24 protein-coding genes are annotated in these 22,407 nt (G+C 62.8%); 14 read left to right on the top strand and 10 right to left on the bottom strand.

Annotated elements, in window-relative coordinates; all coding sequences use genetic code 11:
- Positions 1–96 precede the first annotated feature (96 nt).
- A complete protein-coding gene (locus KD146_RS03485) occupies positions 97–783 on the top strand; it encodes a class I SAM-dependent methyltransferase (RefSeq protein WP_212657352.1) in 687 nt (228 codons plus the stop codon).
- A gap of 3 nt (positions 784–786) precedes the next feature.
- On the opposite strand, the gene KD146_RS03480 is transcribed toward KD146_RS03485, so the two are convergent.
- On the bottom strand, positions 787–1,203 hold the full coding sequence (locus KD146_RS03480; RefSeq protein ID WP_212657351.1) for a MerR family transcriptional regulator: 417 nt from the start codon (positions 1,201–1,203) through the stop codon (positions 787–789).
- Positions 1,204–1,279: 76 nt separating this feature from the next.
- Between KD146_RS03480 and KD146_RS03475 the strand changes: the two genes are divergently transcribed.
- From KD146_RS03475 to KD146_RS03455, 5 genes are all read left to right on the top strand, one after another.
- Positions 1,280–1,759 (top strand): DUF992 domain-containing protein, encoded by a 480-nt coding sequence (locus KD146_RS03475; protein ID WP_212657350.1) that lies wholly within the window; start codon positions 1,280–1,282, stop codon positions 1,757–1,759.
- Between the two features lie 156 nt (positions 1,760–1,915).
- On the top strand, positions 1,916–4,066 hold the full coding sequence (locus KD146_RS03470) for a heavy metal translocating P-type ATPase (RefSeq protein ID WP_212657349.1): 2,151 nt from the start codon (positions 1,916–1,918) through the stop codon (positions 4,064–4,066).
- 127 nt (positions 4,067–4,193) lie between these two features.
- Entirely contained in the window at positions 4,194–4,838 is a 645-nt protein-coding gene (locus tag KD146_RS03465; RefSeq protein WP_212657348.1) for a Spy/CpxP family protein refolding chaperone, read from the top strand.
- 191 nt (positions 4,839–5,029) lie between these two features.
- Positions 5,030–6,262: an aminotransferase class V-fold PLP-dependent enzyme gene (locus KD146_RS03460; RefSeq protein ID WP_212657347.1), complete on the top strand. Its 1,233-nt coding sequence runs from the start codon at positions 5,030–5,032 to the stop codon at positions 6,260–6,262.
- A 202-nt stretch (positions 6,263–6,464) separates the two neighbouring features.
- A complete protein-coding gene (locus tag KD146_RS03455; protein WP_212657346.1) occupies positions 6,465–7,379 on the top strand; it encodes a DMT family transporter in 915 nt (304 codons plus the stop codon).
- Between the two features lie 6 nt (positions 7,380–7,385).
- Here the strand turns inward: KD146_RS03455 and KD146_RS03450 are convergent, their stop codons facing one another.
- The 3 genes from KD146_RS03450 to KD146_RS03440 form a co-directional block, all read right to left on the bottom strand.
- Positions 7,386–7,790: a DUF2147 domain-containing protein gene (locus tag KD146_RS03450; protein ID WP_212657345.1), complete on the bottom strand. Its 405-nt coding sequence runs from the start codon at positions 7,788–7,790 to the stop codon at positions 7,386–7,388.
- Entirely contained in the window at positions 7,787–8,179 is a 393-nt protein-coding gene (locus KD146_RS03445; RefSeq protein ID WP_212657344.1) for a DUF2147 domain-containing protein, read from the bottom strand. Before KD146_RS03445 ends, KD146_RS03450 begins: the two co-directional genes overlap by 4 nt.
- A 219-nt stretch (positions 8,180–8,398) precedes the next feature.
- Positions 8,399–8,890: a GNAT family N-acetyltransferase gene (locus tag KD146_RS03440; RefSeq protein ID WP_212657343.1), complete on the bottom strand. Its 492-nt coding sequence runs from the start codon at positions 8,888–8,890 to the stop codon at positions 8,399–8,401.
- 110 nt (positions 8,891–9,000) lie between these two features.
- Between KD146_RS03440 and KD146_RS03435 the strand changes: the two genes are divergently transcribed.
- The 3 genes from KD146_RS03435 to KD146_RS03425 all read left to right on the top strand — a co-directional run bounded on the left by KD146_RS03435 (position 9,001) and on the right by KD146_RS03425 (position 10,896).
- A complete protein-coding gene (locus tag KD146_RS03435) occupies positions 9,001–9,600 on the top strand; it encodes a thymidine kinase (RefSeq protein WP_212657342.1) in 600 nt (199 codons plus the stop codon).
- Between the two features lie 59 nt (positions 9,601–9,659).
- Complete coding sequence (locus KD146_RS03430; protein ID WP_212659094.1) at positions 9,660–9,992, top strand: acyl-CoA thioesterase; 333 nt, start codon at positions 9,660–9,662, stop codon at positions 9,990–9,992.
- A gap of 241 nt (positions 9,993–10,233) precedes the next feature.
- Positions 10,234–10,896: an SH3 domain-containing protein gene (locus KD146_RS03425; RefSeq protein WP_212657341.1), complete on the top strand. Its 663-nt coding sequence runs from the start codon at positions 10,234–10,236 to the stop codon at positions 10,894–10,896.
- Between the two features lie 185 nt (positions 10,897–11,081).
- Here the strand turns inward: KD146_RS03425 and KD146_RS03420 are convergent, their stop codons facing one another.
- Together KD146_RS03420 and KD146_RS03415 are read right to left on the bottom strand one after the other, a co-directional pair.
- Positions 11,082–11,294, bottom strand: a complete 213-nt coding sequence (locus KD146_RS03420) for a cold-shock protein (RefSeq protein WP_137152574.1) — start codon at positions 11,292–11,294, stop codon at positions 11,082–11,084.
- A 188-nt stretch (positions 11,295–11,482) separates the two neighbouring features.
- Complete coding sequence (locus tag KD146_RS03415; protein ID WP_212657340.1) at positions 11,483–11,968, bottom strand: MarR family winged helix-turn-helix transcriptional regulator; 486 nt, start codon at positions 11,966–11,968, stop codon at positions 11,483–11,485.
- Between the two features lie 111 nt (positions 11,969–12,079).
- Here KD146_RS03415 and KD146_RS03410 point away from each other — a divergent pair, with 111 nt between their 5' ends.
- The 4 genes from KD146_RS03410 to KD146_RS03395 all read left to right on the top strand — a co-directional run bounded on the left by KD146_RS03410 (position 12,080) and on the right by KD146_RS03395 (position 16,714).
- Positions 12,080–13,219 (top strand): HlyD family secretion protein, encoded by a 1,140-nt coding sequence (locus KD146_RS03410; protein ID WP_212657339.1) that lies wholly within the window; start codon positions 12,080–12,082, stop codon positions 13,217–13,219.
- A gap of 10 nt (positions 13,220–13,229) precedes the next feature.
- Entirely contained in the window at positions 13,230–14,255 is a 1,026-nt protein-coding gene (locus KD146_RS03405) for an FUSC family protein (RefSeq protein ID WP_212657338.1), read from the top strand.
- 102 nt (positions 14,256–14,357) lie between these two features.
- Complete coding sequence (locus KD146_RS03400) at positions 14,358–14,732, top strand: hypothetical protein (RefSeq protein WP_212657337.1); 375 nt, start codon at positions 14,358–14,360, stop codon at positions 14,730–14,732.
- 104 nt (positions 14,733–14,836) lie between these two features.
- Positions 14,837–16,714, top strand: a complete 1,878-nt coding sequence (locus KD146_RS03395; protein WP_427857078.1) for a heavy metal translocating P-type ATPase — start codon at positions 14,837–14,839, stop codon at positions 16,712–16,714.
- 24 nt (positions 16,715–16,738) lie between these two features.
- On the opposite strand, the gene KD146_RS03390 is transcribed toward KD146_RS03395, so the two are convergent.
- The 4 genes from KD146_RS03390 to KD146_RS03375 all read right to left on the bottom strand — a co-directional run bounded on the left by KD146_RS03390 (position 16,739) and on the right by KD146_RS03375 (position 19,528).
- The gene (locus KD146_RS03390; protein WP_212657336.1) at positions 16,739–17,599 is read right to left on the bottom strand and encodes a hypothetical protein; all 861 of its coding nucleotides are present in this window, start codon (positions 17,597–17,599) and stop codon (positions 16,739–16,741) included.
- Positions 17,596–17,988: a hypothetical protein gene (locus tag KD146_RS03385; protein WP_212657335.1), complete on the bottom strand. Its 393-nt coding sequence runs from the start codon at positions 17,986–17,988 to the stop codon at positions 17,596–17,598. The genes KD146_RS03390 and KD146_RS03385 overlap by 4 nt, the downstream gene beginning before the upstream one ends.
- Before the next feature lie 125 nt (positions 17,989–18,113).
- The gene (locus KD146_RS03380) at positions 18,114–19,097 is read right to left on the bottom strand and encodes an NAD(P)/FAD-dependent oxidoreductase (protein WP_212657334.1); all 984 of its coding nucleotides are present in this window, start codon (positions 19,095–19,097) and stop codon (positions 18,114–18,116) included.
- Positions 19,094–19,528, bottom strand: coding sequence for a DUF3429 domain-containing protein (locus KD146_RS03375; RefSeq protein WP_212657333.1), 435 nt, complete (start codon positions 19,526–19,528; stop codon positions 19,094–19,096). Before KD146_RS03375 ends, KD146_RS03380 begins: the two co-directional genes overlap by 4 nt.
- A 521-nt stretch (positions 19,529–20,049) precedes the next feature.
- Between KD146_RS03375 and uvrB the strand changes: the two genes are divergently transcribed.
- Positions 20,050–22,392: an excinuclease ABC subunit UvrB gene (gene uvrB / locus KD146_RS03370; RefSeq protein ID WP_427857077.1), complete on the top strand. Its 2,343-nt coding sequence runs from the start codon at positions 20,050–20,052 to the stop codon at positions 22,390–22,392.
- Positions 22,393–22,407: the final 15 nt, after the last annotated feature.

Here is a 22,407-nt window from a genome sequence, read left to right as displayed (position 1 = left end):
TTCAGGCAGCGCTTTCGAGCGCTGCCTTTTTTGTGCGTGGCCGCATCGCCACACTGGCCTTGACAGGCACACACAATATGTAACAAACAAAGTTACATGAAACCCGAAACCTCCCATAACGCCACCACAGCCTTTGGTGCAACACACGCGCAAACCTATGTCGAAGGCCCGCCGCGACAGGTGCCGGGCTTTGAGGGGCTGCACCGCATGACGTCCATGCTGCTGGCCGAGCGCGTTCCTGCCAAGGGGCGTGTGCTCGTCCTGGGCGCCGGCGGCGGCCTGGAGCTCAAGGCCCTGGGCGATGATCACGCCGGCTGGACTTTTGACGGCGTTGATCCTTCGGCCGATATGGTGCGGCTGGCGGAGCAGATCACCCAACCGCATGCCGCCCGCATCCAGCTGCACAAGGGCTATATCGACACAGCGCCGCCCGGCCCCTTCGACGGCGCGGTATGCCTGCTCACCCTGCACTTTGTGCCGCGCGATCAGCGCCTCGCCACGCTGCAGGCGATGCGCAGCCGGTTGGTGCCGGGCGCGCCCCTGATTGTCGCCCATATCAGCTTTGCCCAGACCGAGCCGGCGCGCTCGCAATGGATCGCCCGACACCTGGCCTTTGGCGGCAAGGCGCCGGCCAATCTGGAAGACGCCAAACAGACCTTCGCCAGCAAGCTTTCCATCCTCTCGCCTGAGGACGATGAGGCCATGCTGCGTCAGGCCGGCTTTTCCGATGTCACCCTGTTCTATGTCGGGCTGAGCTTTCGCGGCTGGGTCGCCTACGCCTGAGCCTTAGTGGTCGGTCAAACAATGGCTGTGATCGGCCAGCGCTTCGATGATCCGGCAATCGCATACCCGGCCATGCCCGCACTCATCGATCATCCGGCTCAGCTCGGCCTTGAGCTTGGTCAGGCTGGCGATGCGGCGATCAATTTCTGCCAGATGGTTATTGGCGATGCTGTCGACCTGATGGCACGACGATTGCGGTTGCGCGGCCATGCTGAGCAGTTCACGTATGTCCTCGATCTCAAAACCCAGTTCACGCGAATGCCGGATAAACCGCAGCCGCTCCACCTCTGCCTGCCCATAGAGCCGCCGATTGCCTTCGCTGCGCGGTGCTTCGGGCAGCAGTCCGATCTGCTCGTAATAGCGAATAGTGGGCACCTTCACAGCGGTCTGTCGCGAAAGCTCGCCAATGGGAAATGCCATGTCGCTACTCCTGTCATGCGGCCAATGGGGAACCTGTGCGCCGCCCACCGAGTTGGGTTCACCAAGGAGTACCCACATGAAACTGATTACTGCAACAGCACTTGCCGCCACGGCCCTGTTCTCGACAGCCGCCCACGCTCAGGAAAAGGTCGAGATCGGCCGTCTTGAATGCACCGTCGAAGGTGGCATTGGCCTGATCATCGGCTCCTCAAAGGATGCCGTCTGCAGCTTCTATGATTCCGAAGCCGCCGAACCGGTCGATGTTTATTACGGCAAGGTCAACAAGGTCGGCCTCGACGTCGGCTTTACCGAGGAATCAGTTATCCAGTGGCTGGTACTGGCGCCGAGCACCGACGCCTACTCATCCGGCTCGCTGGCGGGCCAGTATGTCGGCGCCAGCGCTGAGGTGTCGCTCGGGCTGGGCGCCGGTGCGAATGTGCTGGTTGGCGGCTCCAACGATGGCTTCATGCTGCAGCCCCTCAGCGTACAGGGCCAGACCGGCATTAATGTTGCTGTAGGCATTACCGGTTTCCAGCTGCGCACGCCGACCGAATAGCCTCCCGCATTGCCGCTGCAACCAATCCCAGCGCGCCGCTCCTCAAGGGGCGGCGCGCTCTCGCATTCAGACGCGAAATACCTGTTCTTTTGGCCTTGCTCCTCTAGTGGCTATAGAAGCTAGCTTGTCCCTATCAACAGACTGAAAGGACACGACATGACACAGGCAACCAGAACCAGATACCGCGTGGGCGGTATGGATTGCGGCGCCTGTGCCACCAAGATCGAAAACGCCGTCAGTCGCGTCCCCGGCGTTTCCGAAGTCGGTGCCAGCTATACCGCTGGCACGCTCAACGTCACCCATGACGACGTTCCCTTTGCCGCCATCCAGCGGGCCATCAAGCCGCTTGGCTATTCCCTGGCGCCCGATGGCGCGACCGCCGCCAGCGATGCATCTGGTGGTCACGACCACCCCCGCGGCCATGACCATTTCGAGCTCGGCGACGGCCCATGGTGGAAGACCCCCAAGGCCATTCTGGCCCTGACCTGCGGCATTGCCATGCTCGCCGCCTGGCTGGTGGGCATGGTCGTCCCCGATATTGGGCACGAGGCATTTCTGCTCGCACTGCTGGTCGGTCTGATCCCGGTCGGTCGGCGCGCCATTGCCGGCGCCATGACCGGCAGTCCCTTCTCCATTGAAACACTGATGACCATCGCCGCCATCGGGGCGGTGATTATCGGCGCCACCGAAGAAGCCGCCATGGTGGTGCTGCTCTTCCTGATTGGCGAAGTGCTCGAAGGCGTCGCCGCCAGCCGCGCCCGCGCCTCGATCAAGGGACTGGCTGATCTGGTCCCCAAGACGGCCCTGCTGGTCGATGGCGACAGCACCACCGAAGTGGCCGCCGCCAGTCTGGCGCTCAACGCCATCATCATGGTCCGCCCTGGCGATCGCATCCCCGCGGACGGCACCATCACCCAGGGCCAGAGCGCCATCGACGAGGCCCCTGTCACAGGCGAGAGCGTCCCCAAAACCAAGCAGCCCGGCGACGCGGTATTTGCCGGCACCATCAATACCGATGCCGTTCTGCACATCCGCGTCACCGCCACGGCCAGCGACAACACCATTGCCCGCGTTGTCCAGCTGGTCGAGGAGGCCCAGGAATCCAAAGCCCCCACCGCCCGCTTCATCGATGATTTCTCGCGCTATTACACCCCCGGCGTACTGGTCGTTGGCGCACTGGTCGCCACCCTCCCGCCATTGGTGCTGGGACAGTCCTGGAGCGAATGGGTCTATAAGGGTCTGGCCATCCTGCTTATCGGCTGCCCCTGCGCGCTGGTGATCTCGACCCCGGCAGCCATCGCCGCCGCGCTATCGGCCGGTGCCCGCCGTGGCCTGCTGCTCAAGGGCGGCGCCGTGCTCGAACGCCTGCACACCATCACCACCGTTGCCCTCGACAAGACGGGCACCCTGACCCAGGGCAAACCCCAGGTCACCGATATCCACCCCGTCGCCCGCCCACTGCCCAGAATCCTCTCGCTCGCCGCGGCGCTCGAAACCGGCTCCAGCCATCCTTTGGCGCTGGCCATCCTTGCGCGCGCCAAGGCTGACGGCGTTCCCGTGCCCCCCAGCGCTGCTGCCCACGCCATTCCCGGCAAGGGGCTATCCGCCCGTGTTGGCGGCGAGGAAATTTTCCTCGGCTCAGCCGTCGCGGCGGCCCAGCGCGTCGCTTTCACGCCCGAGCTGGACACGCTGATCAACCGCTATACCGACGCCGGGAAAACCGTCTCCGTCCTGCTGGCCGGTGATGAAATCGCTGGCGTCATCGCCATGCGCGACGAGCCACGCGCAGATGCCAGGGCGGGCTTGGACGCCCTCAAACAGATCAATGTTGACGTCATCATGTTGACCGGCGACAACGCCCGTACTGCCGCTGCCATCGGGGCTGATCTGGGCATCACCGTACGCGCCGATCTGATGCCGCAGGACAAGCAGACCATCGTCCGTGACCTTCAGGCCAGCGGTCAGATCGTCGCCAAGATTGGCGATGGCATCAACGATGCTCCGGCTCTGGCGGCTGCCGATATCGGCATTGCCATGGGCGGCGGCACCGACGTTGCGCTGGAAACCGCTGACGCCGCCATCCTGCATGGCCGGGTCACCGACATTGCCGACATGATCGGCCTGTCGCGCGCCACCATGACCAATATCTGGCAGAACATTTCGGTGGCGCTGGGGCTCAAGGTGGTCTTCCTCATCACCACAATTGCCGGCATTACCGGTCTGTGGCCCGCCATCCTGGCCGATACCGGCGCCACTGTCCTTGTGACCCTCAACGCCATGCGCCTGCTCGGCTGGCGCCCCCGCTGATCAATGCGGCCACCTTACCAAGGTGACCAACTGTTCATATGGCCGCAATCTACCGAAGAGGTGACAGAAGCTAGGTTCCTTTCACACCGGACAACGTTCCGGGTCCCATGCAAAGGAAAACCTCATTATGAAGAATCTCCAGACCACTGCCATCGTTGCCCTGATGACTGCCGCTGTTGGCCTCTCGGCCATCGCACCATCCTTCGCCCAGACTGCTGCTGCACCAGCAGCCCCTGCTGCGACCGAGCAGGCTCAGGGCAAGGGCGACATGGCCCAGTTGCGCCAGCGTGATGGTCAGCGCCAGGGTGGCCAGCGCGGTCCCGGCGGCATGATTGGCTTTGAGCACGGTGCCGAAGGCGTCGAGATCGCCCTGGTCCGTCTCAGCCACGCAATCGACATGACCCCCGAGCAGCAGGCGCTGTTTGATACCTTCAAGACCGAAGCGCTCGCTGCAGCTGCCAGCTTCTCGACAGCCGTCGAGGGCCTGCGCCCCGCAGCCCCTGCCACTGGCGAAAATGCCGAGCGTCCCGACATGTCCGAAATGATGCAGAACCGCATAGCCGCCCAGTCGGCTCAGCTGGCAGCGCTTGAATCTGTCCAGCCTTCCATGACCGCCTTCTTCGACAGCCTCACCGATGAGCAGAAGGCCGAACTGGCCCCACAGCGCGGCGAGCGTGGTGGCATGGGTAAAGGCCAGATGGGCAAGGGCGGCCAGCACGAACAGGGTCAGCGCCACGGCGGCGGTGATCGCGGCCAGCGCAACGGCGGCTAAGCCAAATCGGCTGCGCCCCACTTCGGGCGGGTGCAGCCGGCCTCGCGATGTCCAGCTGCCATGCAATCGGACACCGCACCTTTCCACCCTCGCGCCCCGAGCGGTGGACGAACCCCGGCTCTCAACAGCCGGGGTTTGCTTTTGTCAAACCTTGCTCTACCAATCGGGGACACTCCGACTGGATCAGCCTCATGACCTCCCTGCCTCTCGACCCGGCCCGCATTCGCGCGCAGTTCCCCGCTTTTTCCGAACCGTCCCTGCAGGGGCAGGCCTTTTTCGAGAACGCCGGCGGCTCCTATACCGCCCAGGCTGTGCTGACCAAGCTCGATCACTATTATCGCGCCACCAAGCTGCAGCCCTATGGCTTTTACCCGGCCTCCCAGGCCGCTGGCGCAGCCATGGATCTCAGCTTCGAGCGCATCGCCCAGGCGCTCAATGTCTCGAGCGACTGGATCCATTTCGGCCCATCTTCCTCGATCAACACCTATGTGCTGGGCAAGGCCTTCGGCGAGCATTTCCAGTCCGGCGACGCCATCATCGTCACCAATCAGGATCACGAGGCCAATACCGGCGCCTGGCGCAAACTGGCCAGCCTGGGCATTGAAGTGCGCGAATGGGCCGTCGACAGCCAGACCGGTCGCCTCTCGCTGGACGCACTTGATGCCCTGCTCGACGCCAAAGTCCGCTTCGTCGCCGCGCCGCACTGCTCCAATGTCGTCGGCGAAATCAACCCGGTGGCCGAGATCGCCGCCCGCGCCAAGGCCGTTGGCGCGCGCACCATCATTGATGGCGTTAGCTATGCCCCCCACGGTCTGCCCGATCTGGCCGCGCTCGGCGTCGATATCTATTTCTTCTCCGCCTACAAGGTTTTCGGCCCCCATCAGGGCATCATGGCCGTTCGGCCCGAACTGGCCATGGCGCTGCCCAATCAGGGCCACTTCTTCAATGACGCCAAGCCACGCTATCGCCTGACTCCGGCGGGTCCTGACCATGCCCAGATCGCCGCATCTTCGGGCATTGCCGATTACCTCGAAACCGTCGCCGAGATTGCCGGCAACAGCGTGCCCGGCGACAACGCCTTCCGCCGCGCCCATGCCGCCATGCGCGCCCAGGAAGTCGCCCTGTCTGCCCCGCTGCTCGATTACCTGCGCCAGAAAAACACGGTGCGCATCATCGGCCCCGCCGATCCGGAACTGCGCGCTCCCACCATCGCCCTGCTGCTTGATGAACCCGGCGCCGCCGTCGCGGCCCGCCTGGCCAATCACGGCGTCATGGCCGGTGGTGGTCACTTCTATGCCTGGCGTCTGATGCAGGCCCTGGGCATCGAACCCAATCACGGCGTGCTGCGTCTCTCCTTCACGCACTACACCACCCCCGCTGAAATCAATCAGCTCATCACCGCCCTTGACGCTGAGCTGAAATAGCAAAACCCATCTGCCATCACCGGCCTCCAAGCGGGCCGAAATGGGTTGGACCGCCTGCTCCCGCCAGACAGCACCTTCCCCTTGATGGGGGAAGGCCCGGAGGCGGTGAACCCCAGGCCCAAACCGATCCGTTCACTGCCGCCACTCGCTACAAGCGAGGGGCCACCTGACCTTCAAAAAACTCCAGACACAAAGCCAACCCATGTCCCGCCCCGTCGCCACCCTGTTCCTGCTCACCTGCACCATTTTGTGGGGTCTGGCATTCATCGCCCAGAAGTCAGCCATGGACTCCATGGGGCCGCTGACCTTTTCGGGTCTGCGCTACATCATTGGCGGCCTGGCTGTGCTGCCCGTGGCGCTGCTGTTTGAACGCGGTCGCAGCAAGCGCGTTGAACCGCTCAATGCACAACACTGGTGGCTGATCATCGGCGTCAGCCTGGTGTTCTTCCTGGGCTCGGCGCTCCAGCAGGTCGGGCTGATCTACACCACCGTCACCAATGCGGGCTTCCTCACCGGGCTCTATGTTTTCTTCGTGCCCTTTCTGGGCTTTGTGCTGTTCCGCACCCGCCCCCACGCCATCATCTATGTCTGCGTGCCCATGGCATTGCTGGGCATCTATTTCCTCAATGGCGGTGGCCTGGACAGCTTCAATGGCGGCGATGGCCTGATGGTGATTGGTGCAGTATTCTGGGCGCTGCATGTGATCCTGCTCGGGCTGACCGCCCGTGCGACCGGCCTGCCCATTTTCGTGTCCGCCATCAGTTTCCTGATCGCCGGATGCATTGGGGTGGCGTTGGCCTTTGTATTCGAGCAGCCCAATCTCGCCGACATCCAGGCCGGGTGGATGGAACTGGTCTATACCGGCATTCTCTCAACGGCTGTGGCCTTCACCTTCCAGGCCATCGGCCAGCAATATGTGCCACCCGCCAATGCCGCCATCATCCTGTCTGCCGAGAGCCTGTTTGCTGCACTGGGCGGTGCGCTGATCCTGGGCGAGCGCCTGCCGGTCATCGGTTATGCCGGTGCCGCGCTGATCTTTGCCGCCATTCTGGCAGTCGAGGCCCTGCCCCCGCTCTGGGAGCGCCGCCGCATGCACATCCCGCGCAATACCAACTAACCGGCGCTAATCGGCCATCCGGTACATCTGGTAGGTCTTGCAGATAATGCCGAACACGCAGCCACGCAGCGTGATCTGATCTTCGCTGACCTGGGTGATCGTCCCGGCTGCCGACTGCCCGTAAATATGCAGGTCGCCCTTCCATGTATTGGGGCCCGTCTGCGGCGCGTGGTCGATCATCAACGTATTGAGATAGGGCAGATTGTCCGGACTGTCGGCCCCATTCCCCAGCCAGATCAGCGTGCCGCACAGCGCAGTGCCCGCTGCCCCGCACAATTCCACGCTATAGCGGGAATCCCGCATCTCGATTTCCCAGATGCCCACTGGCGAGGCCGCCAGCGCCGTCGGGACACTGAGCAGACTGGCAACACCGATCGCCGCCAGGCAACGAAACCCCCGAGCTGTCATCATTCGCTGTACTTGAACATTTCATAGCTCTTGCAGACCACCAGGAATGCACAGCCCTGCAAGGTCATCTGCGTTTCGCTGCGCTGGGTGATCGTGCCCGTCATCTTGTAACCGAACAACTGCATGGCGCCCTTCCAGCGATTGGGACTTGTCTGCTTGATCCCATTGGCCACCGGGGCATTGAGAAACGGTTTGTACTGCTCGTTATAGTCGACATCAGACAACCAGACCAAGGTGCCACAGAGCTGCGTGCCGTCTCCACACAGCGCTAGCTGGATACGGGTATCGCGCGACTCCAGCTCCCACACGCCATTGGGCGATGCATGGGCCGCCCCCGCGCTACTGGCCAACATCATCAGGCTGGCCGCAACGCCGAACATGTTTCGCACCATAATTGATCTCCTCAATTCCATGGGTCCGTCCCCATAATGGTTTTGCCCGGCTGAACCCCAGCTGAACATGGCCGTCATACGCCCGTCATGCGTGCCCAATAGCCTGACAAGTGTCCCGGCTCTATCCCCATAGGCCCGGACGTGCCGCGCCCCACGTTCCCCAACGTCGCGCCCGGCCTTTTGGAGAGTGTGGCCGCCAACCCCAGCTCTCTGTGCCGATCAGATCGGTTTGGGCCGCCCCTGTGGCGGCCTTTTTTTTGCCTGGGGCCGCGCCATGTTAATGGTAACGACCGGAGTGCCCATCTCCGTTGCGTCCGCCCGATCGACCTCCTGCCAGCCACGCGCAGCATAAAACTGACGCGCGCGCGCGTTGAAAGCCCGCACCTCGAGCCGGCGGGCGCCGCCCTCCTCGGCTGCTGCCATCAGCACTCGGCCTACCCCGCTGCCGATCTGATCGGCAGCGACATGGATGGCGTGCAGATAATCGCCTTCGAGATGGTACATGCCAACGATGTCATGACCACGCACCGCCACCTGCATGTGCGACACGAACTCATCCACATAGTCATTCGCTGGCAGTTCGCGTTCGAACCGCTCTCTTGATGGGGCGCTGACATGGGGGCCCCAATGCGTACGCCAGGACCGGTGCAGCAGATCTTTGAGCGCCTCGGCGTCGCGCGCCTGCGCGGGGCGAATGGAGATTTCGGGCATTCTCGCCTCGCAATGAACTGTTGATGTTTGGCCTCGGCGCTTCTAGCGCACGCGGCCACAGTCTATTGCCTAGGCAGACAACGCCGCAACCTGCGAGAACCCTGCCCGCAATGGCCAAGCTGTATTTCTCCTATGCCGCAATGAATGCCGGCAAGTCCACCTTGCTGCTGCAGGCGGCGTACAACTACCGTGAGCGCGGCATGCGACCGCTGCTCTATACGTCCTCGCTCTACGTCGAGAACGGCATTGGTCTGATTTCCTCGCGCATCGGCATTTCCGAGCCAGCCGAACTCTATTCGGCAGAAGACGACCTTTATCAGGACATTCGCGAGCAGCTTGAGGTGGGCAAGGTCGATTGCGTCTTTGTCGATGAGGCCCAGTTCCTCACCGCCGATCAGGTCTGGCAACTCGCCCGCGTCAGCGACCGGCTGAAGATCCCCGTCATGTGCTTTGGCCTGCGCACCGATTTTCAGGGCAAGCTGTTCCCCGGCTCCCTGCAATTGCTTGCCATTGCCGACGTCTTGCGGGAAATTCGCACCATCTGCGAATGCGGCGCCAAGGCCACCATGGTCGCGCGTCAAAGCGCAGACGGCCGCGTTCTGGATCAGGGCGATCAGGTCTCCATCGAAAAATCGGTCTATATCTCGCTGTGCCGCAAGCATTGGGAAGAGGCCATCGGCCGTTGGCCAGCGAAAGGACCTGCGACGTGACCAGCCTGACCGCTTCGAATGAGGAGCCCCTTGGCGCCCTGACCATCCGCACCCTGGCCATGCCCGGCGATACCAATCCGGCCGGTGACATTTTCGGCGGTTGGGTGATGAGCCAGATGGATATTGCCGGTGCGATCGCAGCGGTCGAACGCTCCAAGGGCCGCGTTGTCACCGTTGCCGTCGAAGGCATGACCTTCATCGCACCGGTCAAGGTCGGCGACGTGCTGTGCGTCTACACCACCATCGAGCGTGTCGGCACTACCTCCATCACCGTGGGGATCGAAGCCTGGGCCCGCCGCAATCGCCTCGATGAGCGGGTCAAGGTCACCGATGGTCGCTTTGTCTATGTCTCGCTGGGCGAAGACGGCAGCAAGCGCCCGATCAACAGTTAAGTCTTACCAAGACGTAAATTCCGTTCAGCCAGCGTTCAGCTAGCCTGTGGTCATTAGGGTCCATCGGCCGGGTCGGGTCGTGCCTTGGCAACAGCGCTAAGTCCCGACACGGATTCGACGAATTCACCCGGCGGGGAACTTTTATCTTCCCCCCACCGTTTCTTAAGCAAATACTAATGTGGCGCCCGCCTGCGTTAACCCGATGACGGGAACCGGTGGGGCGCACTGCGGAGGCACCGAAATGAACCGACATACACGCAAGATGCTGCTCAATATTGCCACTGGTGTCGCCGTCGCGACGACAGCCCTTGTGGTCTTCCTGCCCGCCGCCAATGCCGCGCCCGGCACGGTGACCACCAATGTCAATGTCCGCTCCGGTCCTGGTACAAATTACAGCGTTGTCGATACCGCACGCCGCGGCGAGCGCGTCGATGTGCAGCAGTGCCGTGGCTCGTGGTGCTACATTGAAAAATCCGGCCCCGATGGCTGGGTTTCGGCCAACTACCTGACCACCGGCAGCGGCGGCACGGTCAATCCGACCCAGCCCGGCATTTCGTTCGGCTTCCAGATCGGCCCCGATGGCCCCACCGTCAATTTCGGTGTTGGCGGCAGCCAGACGCCACAGCGCCCTGAACGTCCCCCCGTAGTGGTCGAACCAACCTATGGCGAAGTCTGCTTTTTTGAATACAGCCGCTATCGCGGTCAGAGCTTCTGCCTCGAAGAAGGCCAGGGCAGCCGCAATCTGGGCAGCTGGGCCGACCGCATCTCCTCGATCGAGAACCCCGATGGTCTGAGTGTTCAGGTATGTTCTGACACCAGCTATCGCAACTGCCGCACCTATGCCACCAGCGCCTCCTCGCTGGGTGACTTCGATGATTACATCGTCTCGGTGCGTATCCGCTAAGCGCCTCCAACATCCCATGCAGCAAGGGCGTCCACTCCGGTGGGCGCCTTTTGTTTGGGCGGCAGTCTGAAAAGCCCCTTCAAACGCAAAACGCCGCCCCCAAGGGCGGCGTTTCTGCTTCCAGACAAACCAAAGGCTACCGTGTTTTCAACATCACGGTAGCCTTCGGGACTGTCTAGTAAGAACTAGAGCAGGGTCAGGTTCGTAGCCGAGACCTTGCCGTCGCGGCCGGTTTCGAGCTCGTAGGTCACCTTGTCGTTTTCATACAGGCCCTGCAGGCCCGAACGCTGAACAGCGGAAACGTGAACGAAGGCGTCCTTGCCGCCATCTTCAGGCGAAATAAAGCCGAAGCCCTTGGTTGCATTGAAGAACTTGACGGTACCGGTGATGGTGGACATAGATTTGTATCCTGATAGTAGGCTCGTGTCGCATGCGGACGAGCAGTTGTCCGGTGGCAGCATGCCGGCCGGATAGCACGTTCGCACGAGAGAGAGGGTAGCCACGACCGGCAGAACCGGTATCAGGGCAGCCGACTTAGGCTGAAAACGTATGGCTTTATCACAGGAAACTGTGGCCTTGGCAAGGCTCATTCATCTTGCGCCCTTGCAGACGGCACAGTATCGGCGCCAATCTGTTCGCCCATCGCCGCGATGGTTGCCAGCAGGAAGCGCTGCACCACCAGCAACTCGGCCTCGCTAAACCCGGACCAGGCCTGTGTCATCAGATTGCGGTATTGCGCACGCACCGCCACGATCTCGGGCCGCGCCACCGCCGGACCGGGCTGCAGGGTAATGCCGCGACGATCGGTGGGGTGTCGCGCCCGCTTGAGCAGCTTGCGCTTTTCCAGCCGGTCGATCAGCGCCGTTGTCGAGCCGGTGGAAATCCCCAGAAACCCCGACAGCGCCTTGGCTGAAACCGGCTGCTCGGCCCGCTCCACCCACACCAGACACAACAGGTCAGTGGCATTGATGCCGATTTCGTCCGCCGTCATGCGGTCGAATCGCTGCACTTCCAGCAGCAGCTTCTGCATCAGGTCACTGGTGCTCGTCTCGATCGCCCGTTGCTCGGTCACGCTGTCTCTCCAGCTCACGAATTTTTCACTCTAAAACCATATAGCTCTATTGTAGAGTTATATCAACAGCGCTATATGCGGCCGACCAATTCATTCTGCACAGGCGCCCCGATGACCGATATGACCGCCGAACCAACCGTTCCCGCCCTGCCCAAGCAAGCCCCGACCCCGGCCCAGCCGACCGCCAGAACCGGCAATCCTGCGGCCCGGGCCGGTCTGGTCGTGGTGGCGATTCTGGCAGGCCTGGCCATCTGGTATCCCATGGCCGACCGCAGCACTCCTTTTGCCAGCGGCGCCTCCATCACCGCGCTGGTCACCCAGATCTCGCCCCGCATTTCCGGCCCGGTCAGCGCCGTTCTGGTGCAGGACAATGCCCGTGTCGACGCCGGCCAGCCCCTCTTCACCATTGATGACACCACCTTCCAGATGGATCTGGCCCAGGCCCAGGCTCAGCATGATCAGGTGCTGCAGAGCCTTGGCGCCACCGATGCAGCGGTGGCCGCTGCCGAGGCCCAGCTTGAGCGCATCAAGGTGCAGGCCACCAGCGCCACCCAGGCCCGCGACCGCGCCATCGAGCTGTTCGCCAAGGGCACCATTGCCAGCGCCAAGTTCGATCAGGCCAATGCCGATTACGACAGCGCCCAGGCCGCCATCAATGCAGCCCAGGCCGATCTCGCCCGCGCCAAGGCGCAGGCCGGCCCATCCGGCGAAGCCAACCCGCAACTGCGCAGCGCCACCGCCGCCGTCGAAAAGGCCCGCTTCGCGCTCGACAACACCACCGTGCTGGCCCCCGTGGATGGCTACATCACCAATCTTTCGCTGGCCACCGGCCAGTTCGCTGCTGCCGGTCAGGCAGCCATGACCTTCATCGATCCCAGCACCCAGGCGCTGATCGGCGATTTCCGCGAGAACCAACTGGTCAATGTCGAACCCGGCGATCCCGTCCAGGTGATCTTCGAAGCGGCCCCCGGCCAGATCTTCGACGGCAGGGTCGAATCCATCGCCTGGGGCATCAGTGCCGGTCGCAACAGCGTCGGCGGGCTGGCCCAGTCCAGCAACGACACCCGCTGGTTCCCCCCTGCCCGCAAGATCCCCGTGCGCATCACCCTTGATGACGAAACCCTGCCCACCAATCTGCGCCTCGGCTCGGAAGCCAGCATCACCATCTATGCCGATGGCACCACGGGGCTGACCGCCACCATTGCCAAGGGCCTGATGCAGGTCAAATCCTGGCTTGCTGGCCTGAACTGAGGCACCGCCAATGGAACAGCTCACCAAAGTAGATCGCCGTCAGGATCCCAATTTCGCCGTGCGCACCGCGCTCGGCGTCGGCCTGGCCGTGGTGCTGGCCGAACCCATGGGTGTGTCCGTGCCCATGCTGCCCGCCGCCTTTGCCCTGGCCCTGCTCTCGGGTCAGCGCGGCGCCTTTGATCTCAAGCGCGCCGCCCTGCCATTGATCATTCCGGTCCTGGCCTGGATCATCAGCTGGCTGGCCGCCGCAACGGTGGGCGAGCCCTTGCTGTTCACCGCCATGTTCATCGCCTTCAGCGCGCTGGGTCTGGCCCTGATGGTGTTTCGCGGCAGTCTGGGCGGCGTCATCGTCATCCTGATCCCCGCCGTGCTGTCGATTGCCGCCGTCACCAGCGATCAGATGCTCATCGCCATGCGCGACAGCATGGCCATGTCCGGCGCCATGCTGGCAGTCATCATCATCGTGCTCAATCTGATCTTTCCGCCGCGCACCACCCATATCCATGTGCCGCTGACCGATCCGCACCAGACCGACAGGCCCCTGCTGGATCTGGCCTTGCGCACCGCCATCTTTGCCCCGGTCCTGCTCTATTGCTATGCCACCGCCGACACCAATCTGATCATCATGCCCGTCATGGTGGCCTATGTGCTCGGCCAGACCGACCACACCATGCGCCGTCGCGAAGCTGTCGCCCGCATTTCGGCCACGCTGATCGGCGCCGCCGTGGCCATCGTCGTTCTGCTTGCCTATCGCTTCATGCCGCACTGGCCCATGCTGGTCGCCGCCATGACGCTGATGACGCTCTACTTCACCGCCAGGATGTTCGATGGCGCGCGCTCGGCAGTCACCTATCAGTTCGCCTGCTCGGTCACCGCCATCATCGTGATGTCCAGCTTCACCAATCGCGACGCCTTCGAGGTGATTATTCAGCGCGTCGTGCTCAGCACCACCGCCGCAGTGATCGCCATCTGCCTGCTGGCCCTGCTCGAAACCCTGTTCCTGGCACCCCGTCGCAAGGCGGTTCCAGCCGCATGAGCAACCCGCTGGTCACAAGGGAAATTGAGGCATAATCTCGCCAACGCAACGGGCCAGCATCCGTGAGGGACACGGGCGCACCCGCAGCTTTGGGGGGACCAAATGCCACGCATATCCGAGTATTTTTTCCGCGCCGCGATCGTGTTTCTGATTGCCGGCATTGCACTGGGCCTGCACATGTCGATCAGCGGCAACCATGCCGTTGCCGGTGCCCATGCCCATATCAACCTGCTCGGCTGGGTTACCAGCGCCCTGTTCGGCGGCTATTTTGCCCTGAACCCGGCCAAGGCGGTCGGTCGCCTGCCTGTAATCCAGTTCTTCATCTACACTGCCGGCGTCATCGTCATGGGCATCTCGCTCTATCTGCTGCTCTCGGGCAATCCCGCGGTTGAACCCATCGTTGCCGCCAGCTCCATGGTCACCTTCCTGGGCGTACTGATCTTCGCCTGGATCGTCTGGATGCCCGCGCGTCACTGACGCCGCAATCGCGATGCGGGCACATCGCCCGCATCTTTTCGCCCTGTGCGCCTTGCTTGATTCAAGTCACATAACGCGCTTCACCACCATGCTAGTCTGCTCCGATAACGCCCGTCCGCGCCACAGGAGATGGACCCATTTCGCGTCTGACACATCTGCTCCGCCAGCATTATGACACCGTTCTGCTCGCCATCGCGCTGACGGGACTGAGCATCGGCACCGCGCTCTGGTTTACCGGCTTTGGCACCAATGCCGACCTTGCATGGACCCTGGGCACGACCCCTGTTCTGGCAGGTCTGCTCTGGCAGATCATCATCACGCTGCGCCGCGGCGATGTCGGCCTCGATGTCGTGGCGGCCCTGTCCATGTCTGCGGCCCTGGCCTTTGGCGAGCCGCTGGCCGGCAATGTGGTTGCGCTGATGTATTCGGGCGGCCAGTTGCTCGAAACCTTTGCTGCTGGCCGCGCCCGCCAGGAAATGACCGCCCTGCTCGGTCGCGTCGCCCGCACCGCCATGCGCTATGACGGCACCAGGCTGCATGAAATCGACATCACCGCCATCAGTCCCGGCGATCGGCTGCTGATCCGCCACGGCGAAGTCCTGCCGGTGGATGGTCATGTCGCCGCCGAACAGGCCGAACTCGACATGTCCGCGCTCACCGGCGAATCCATTCCCGTCCACTTGGCCGATGGCGCAGAAGCCCTCAGCGGCTCGACCCTGATCGGCGCGCCCTTTGATCTGGTTGCCAGCCGCCCCGCGGCCGAAAGCACCTATGCCGGTATTGTCCGCCTGGTTGAGGCAGCCCAGTCCAGCAAGGCGCCCATGGCCCGCATGGCCGACCGATACGCCATGGGCTTCCTGCTGCTCACCGTTATCTTGGCCGGCGCGGCCTGGGCCTTTAGCGGCGACCATCTCCGTGCCCTTGCCGTGCTGGTCGTTGCCACGCCCTGCCCGCTCATCTTGGCTGTACCCGTCGCCATCATTTCGGGCATGTCGCGCACCGCCCGCATCGGCGTTCTGGTCAAGAATGGCGGCATGCTCGAAGCGCTGGCCGATGTGCGTACCGCCGTGCTCGACAAGACCGGCACCCTCACCGGCGGGCAGGCCGAAGTCACCGAAATCCGCCCCATGCCCGGCATCACCCAAGACGATGTGCTGCGCCGCGCCGCCAGCCTCGATCAGGCCTCCGGCCACGTCGTCGCCGCCGCTCTGCTACAGGCTGCCGCCGCCCGCAAACTCACCCTCTCGCCGCCCACCAATGTCGTTGAAACCGCCGGCGAAGGTCTGCACGGTCAGATCGACGATCGCACCACAGCCGTGGGCAGCCGCAGCTATGTCATCGCCCAGTTGACCGGCGGTAGCTTTGACCCGCTGACCACCGATCTGCCCGTTGATGCGATGACGGTTGCCATTGCCGTAGATGGCCGACCCTTTGGCCTGATTGTCCTGCAGGACCGCATTCGCCCCGACGCGCGCCAATCCCTTGACGCCCTGCGCGCTGCCGGTCTCACCCGCATCATTCTGGCTTCGGGCGATCGCGACGACATCGCCCAGGCCGTCGGCACCGATCTTGGCGTTGATTTTTCCGTCGGCGGTCTGCACCCCGAAGACAAGGTCGCCATTCTGCGGCGCGAAAAAGCCAATAATGCCAAGGTTATGATGGTCGGTGACGGCATCAATGACGCGCCCGCTCTGGCCCTTGCCGATGTGGGCGTCGCCATGGGTGCCCGCGGCGCCGCCGCCTCTTCGGAAGCCGCTGGCATCGTCCTGCTGGTCGACGCCCTGGCCCCGCTGGCCAAGGCCGTCACCATCGCCAAACGCACCCGCCGCATCGCGCTTGAAAGCGTTGTTGTCGGCCTGGGCCTGTCCCTTGCAGCCATGATTGCCGCCGCCCTGGGCTATCTGCCACCCGTGCAAGGCGCGCTGCTGCAGGAGGTCATCGACGTCGCCGTCATCCTCAATGCGCTCAGGGCACTGCGTTAGATGAGCGCCCACCGGATCCGCCAGCTAGCAATCCACGTCGTCCAGCTTCAATACTATGGTCGTCAGACTGTCAGATAGGCTCATGTCAGGCAGCCCGCCAATGCCGAACGTAATATACATGCACTCGGCGATGCCCGGCTGCAGGATTGGCGTATTCAGGCTGGGATGCGGCGATGTCAGAAATTTGTGCAGATAGACCTTGGTGTATGTCGGTCCTCCCTGCTCACCCACCAGACTATCAATATCCCTGATCAGCTCGTTTATGCCGATCCGGGTGTTTGCCACCACGGGGATGTTCACTTGGGCAGAGCGTCGCCCATCAAGCACACCCAACACCGCATGCCACGAACCGACCCCGGGAAGGTCCGTCAGATCCGCTTCGCGCAAGTCGGAAACCTCGTCGAGCACCACTGCATCCCAAGATGACCGCAAGACGCTGAACTCACTCCCGTTCAGCTGGATGCCTGCCTCTGTCTGCTCTTCCCCATCGGTGACCCGAAGCCACTTATCTGAACGGTCGGCGCTGCTGGCGTTGCGCCGAACCTTCAGCTCGTGTCCACCACCATCTGTGCTCTTACTTGGAAATGTGCGCGTCACGGCGGCAGCAAAATAGGCTGGCCCGTCATGAGCAGTTGAATTTAACTCAAACCGCAAGCCGCTGAACCTGAACTTGGAGACGTCGAAACACCCGCCACCCTGCAATGACAACACACGATCCGAGTAATACCGGAGCGCAAGCGTACCAAACCCTGTTCGCAGGAACGCAGTTTCCCTTAGAACTTCGGCTTGCCTGTAGTCTTCGGGACCTGTGCACCGCGCAAAACTGGGCTGCAGGCTAGCCATTAAAGCGATCAGTATTGCCACCAACATCATCGACGGTTTCACGACCGCTCCTCCATCATGTAGGGCACCGCAAAACTCCACACGGTGCCCAGACCAGATACCAGGAACATCAGGTTGCTGACGTTGCCGACAGGTGCCTGAAACACCTCCAGAACCAGCCTTTCGGTATCGATGGCGACGACCCAGACGAGAAACGTCAGACAATAAAGTGTCCGGTTTCTCAGCGTGGCGAGTTTGATGAGGTGCCGCGCCAGGAAAAAGAAGAAAGCCGCGAGGATCAGCGCCAGAGAAAACAGGTAATATGCAGAGACACTCATCGTCTCCGCCAGCACGCGCAGCGGTAGATAGGTTGCCGTCAGCTCTGCAGGCAATATCTTGCCAATTCGATCCGCGTAATTGTCAGATTTCAGAGCGTCTCGTGTCGCCGTCACTGCCCCACCTCCAGCTTCTAAACAGGCCGGGAACAGTCAGTATGCTTTTGGCGGAAAAGGAAATCAGTAGGACTACATAGGCGATCTGGAGGCGGCCTCACCAACCCCAGAGTTACTTTGAGGCGCTATTTTGAGGCCCCGATTGCAGCCGCCAGATCCAGCGCGCTGAGCACCACATTCTCCACCCGGCTGCCTGTCGTCCAGTCCCCGCTGGCCGCCAGGCCGCGCGCGCGGTCGACAAAGGGCGGCTCACTATTGTCCTGGCGCAGCCGTGCCGATTTCCACCGGTGCGCGGTGCGGAAGCGCGCTGTCGCCGGGTCCAACCAGATTGCGGCGGCCACCGCTCGCTCCAGCGCCGTCTGGATATCGGCCGGATCATCCCCCAGATGGGCCGCTGCCCAGGCGCTGGTGGAATGCGCCACCAGCGTGCCCTTGCTGGCGTCACGGCCGGGCTTGCTCGAATTGAGCGCCACCAGCTCAATGGCGCTATCAGCAACACGCGCCAAGACCCATGGCCGCTCGATTGCCCGACCGAACCCCAGCATCAGCGCATAACATGGCAGCATGGTCGCACGGCGCAGTGGACCATCGGCGGGCGCATGATCGGCAAACAGCGCGACCGTCTGATGCGGCGTCGTGGTTGAAATCACCCAGTCAAATACGCCCAGCGCCACCCCATCAATATCGCTGAGCACCCAGCCTTCGCCCTGCCGCGCACCCAGCGGCGCCACGTCCACCCCGGTGCGCACGCTGACATTGGCCGCCAGCGCCTTGGCCAGACTGTTCATATTGGGCATGCCGACATAATGGATATCGTGCGGGTCCGCCGTGCTCATCATCCCATCGCCGGCAATGCGGGCGATCTTGCCCTCCCACGGCGCCACCGCACCGCTCGCAATCAAGGGCTGCACCAGTGCCGCAAAACGCGGATCGCGTACCGTAAAATACTGTGCACCGTGGTCAAAGGCGAAGCCATCAGCATAGCGCGTCGCCATGCGCCCGCCCACGCCGCGGCCCTTCTCGAACACCACCACATCATGCTGGCTGGCCAGCGCCTGCCCCAGCGTCAGCCCGCCAATACCGGCCCCGATAATCGCAATCCGGCTCATATGCTTATTCCCCAAACCAATAATCCCAGCCCTAGCCCGGCAGTCGCCATCCAGCGCAGACGCCAGAACCAGGGCGCAATCCCGCCGCGCTGCACCAGTCGCCAATCCAGCGCCAGCAATCCCGCCAGCACCAGGGCCAGCCCGACAAACCCGGTCGGCAGCGATACCTGTCCCAGCAGCAGCATGGCCCAGGCCGCCAGTGCCCCGACATTGCTGGTCACCAGCAGATTGAATGGCATCACCCGATAGCGGGCCATGAACAGGCCCCAATGCACGCCGCACACAAAGCTGGCGATCACCGCGCCATAACCCAGCGCCGCAAAGGCCAGCGTGTCGACAAAAACCAGCGGGCGCAGCGCCAGCAGAATCCAGATCGGCGTGATCCCCGCCAGGGTCAGCACAGTGGCAATACGTTGATTGTCGCGGCTCATCGGTCTTCTCGAAATTGCTGAGCGTTCAACCTGTTACGCAGCATGCCCCGCTTTGGGTCACCCGCTACTGCCACGCCCTGTCAGCAGCCCCTGTTTCTTCCGTGGTGGAGACGCGATAGTCTGCGGGGAACATTGCATCTGTGCGCATCGTTCCCCATGTTAATCGCCTCCCCTTGAGCGCGCCTGACAGGCGGAAGCCCCGGTTTCCGGCAGCGCGACAGAGCTAACGCACGGTGTTTTCTTCTATGGCCGATAAATCCGCCCGCCCCGGCAAAGCTGACTTCTCCATCGACGACTTCCTCGGCGAGATCGAGAAGGCCGAGGATATCGCGGCTTCCAAGCCGCTCTATGCCGAGCGCATGCGCAATAAGCGCGCGCTGGATCGGGCCGACCAGAAGGTCGCCGCCGATGCCGAGCAGGTGCGTCTGGATGCCGAAAAGGCGCTTAAGGACGCCGCCAAAAAGAAGACCGCGCTGGAAAAGCGCCGCACTACCAAATCCAGCCATGACACCGTCACCGGCATGGCCGCCAAATCGTCTAAAACCAAGATCAATTCCGTCGACCGCGTCGATTTCGAGGGCATGGGCGAGGCCCCCCAGGCCGGCTTTGGCCACGTTCCCTCCTCGGGCGTCTCGGCCAGTGGCGATCCCGAAATCGAGGGCAAGCTGCGCTCCGCCCTGTCTAGCGCCAAGTCCAAATCGGGGTCCTCCAGGACCGTCGAGGGCGCCGCCGTAGGCGTTACCGCCACCGTCAAGGCGCTTGAACAGATCATCCTGCATGGCCGCAAGGAAGTCGAAGGCAGCTCTCCCTGGGTGCCGCACAAGGCCGAGTCCAGGCTCAAGCGCGGCGGCCAGCCCTTCCGCATGGTCACCCCCTATGAGCCGCGCGGCGATCAGCCCACCGCCATTGCCGAACTGGTCGAGGGCGTTAACAATGGCGAGACCGATCAGGTGCTGCTCGGCGTCACCGGCTCGGGCAAGACCTTCACCGCCGCCCAGGTCATCGCCCGCACCAATCGCCCCGCCCTGATCCTGGCGCCCAACAAGACCCTGGCCGCCCAGCTCTATGGCGAGTTCAAATCCTTCTTTCCCGACAATGCGGTCGAGTATTTCGTATCCTATTACGACTACTACCAGCCCGAGGCCTACGTCCCGCGCACCGATACCTATATCGAGAAGGAATCCACCATTAACGAGCAGATCGACCGCATGCGCCACTCGGCCACGCGCGCGATCCTCGAGCGCAATGACGTCATCATCGTCTCCTCGGTCTCGTGCATTTACGGCATTGGCTCGGTCGAAGACTACACCGCCATGACCATCGACGTGCAGAAGGGCGAGAAGATCGACCAGCGCGAGTTGCTCGCCAAGCTGGTGGCCCTGCAATACAAGCGCGGCGATACCGGCTTCGTGCGCGGCACCTTCCGCGTGCGCGGCGATACCGTCGAAATCTTCCCGGCCCACTATGAAGCGGCGGCCTGGCGCGTGTCCCTGTTCGGCAACGAGATCGAGTCGATTACCGAATTCGATCCCCTGACCGGCAAGAAGAGCGCCGATCTCACCTTCATTCGCGTCTTCGCCAATTCCCACCACGTGACGCCGCGCACCACCATGAACCAGGCCATCAAGCTGATCCGCGCCGAGCTCAATGCCCGGCTGCAGGAGCTCAATGGCGGTGGCCGTTTCCTCGAGGCCCAGCGGCTTGAACAGCGCACACTGTTCGATCTCGAAATGATGGAAGCCACCGGCTCCTGCGCCGGCATCGAGAACTATTCGCGCTACTTCTCGGGCCGCAAGCCGGGCGAGCCACCACCAACCCTGTTTGAATACCTGCCCGACAATGCCCTGGTGTTCGTCGACGAAAGCCACGTCACCATCGGCCAGCTCGGCGCCATGTATCGCGGCGATCTGCGCCGCAAGGCCACCCTGGCCGAATATGGCTTCCGCCTGCCCAGCTGCATGGACAATCGCCCGCTGCGCTTTGAAGAGTGGAACGCCATGCGGCCGCAATCGGTCTATGTCTCGGCCACCCCCGGCAGCTGGGAAATGGAGCAGACCGGTGGCGTGTTTGCCGAACAGGTCATTCGCCCCACCGGGCTGATCGATCCCCCGGTCGAAATCCGCCCCGCCAAGGCCCAGGTCGATGACGTGGTCGATGAAATCCGCCAGGTCAACAAGGCCGGCTACCGCACCCTGCTCACCGTCCTGACCAAGAAGATGGCAGAGGATCTCACCGAATATCTGCACGAGCAGGGCATTCGCGTGCGCTACATGCACTCCGATGTCGACACCATCGAGCGCATCGAGATCATTCGCGATCTGCGTCTGGGCGCCTTCGACGTGCTGGTGGGCATCAACCTGCTGCGCGAAGGCCTCGACATTCCCGAATGCGGCTTCGTCGCCATTCTGGATGCTGACAAGGAAGGCTTCCTGCGCTCAGAAACCTCCCTCATCCAGACCATTGGCCGCGCCGCGCGTAACGTCGATGGCAAGGTCGTGCTCTATGCCGACAAGATCACCGGCTCGATGGAACGCGCTTTGGCCGAAACCAGCCGCCGCCGCGAAAAGCAGATCGCCTACAACACCGAACACGGCATCACGCCCCAGTCGGTGCGCTCCAATATTCACGACATTGTCGACAGCGTCGATGAGCGCGACCACGTCACCATCTCCATTGGCAAGGGCAAGGACGGCAAGGAAGTCACCCATGTCGGCGCCAACCTCGCCGCCGTCATCAAGGACATGGAAGCCCAGATGCGCGAAGCCGCGACCAATCTGGAATTCGAAAAGGCCGCGCGGCTCCGCGACGAAGTCAAACGGTTGCGGGAGATGGAGCTGGATACGCTGGAAGGCGAGGTGAACTAGATTGCTACTTTATGA

The sequence above is a fragment of the Devosia litorisediminis genome (assembly GCF_018334155.1).
GTDB lineage: Bacteria > Pseudomonadota > Alphaproteobacteria > Rhizobiales > Devosiaceae > Devosia > Devosia litorisediminis.
The sequence above is the reverse complement of the archived record's forward strand: the minus strand, read 5'-3'. Positions and strand labels throughout refer to the sequence as shown.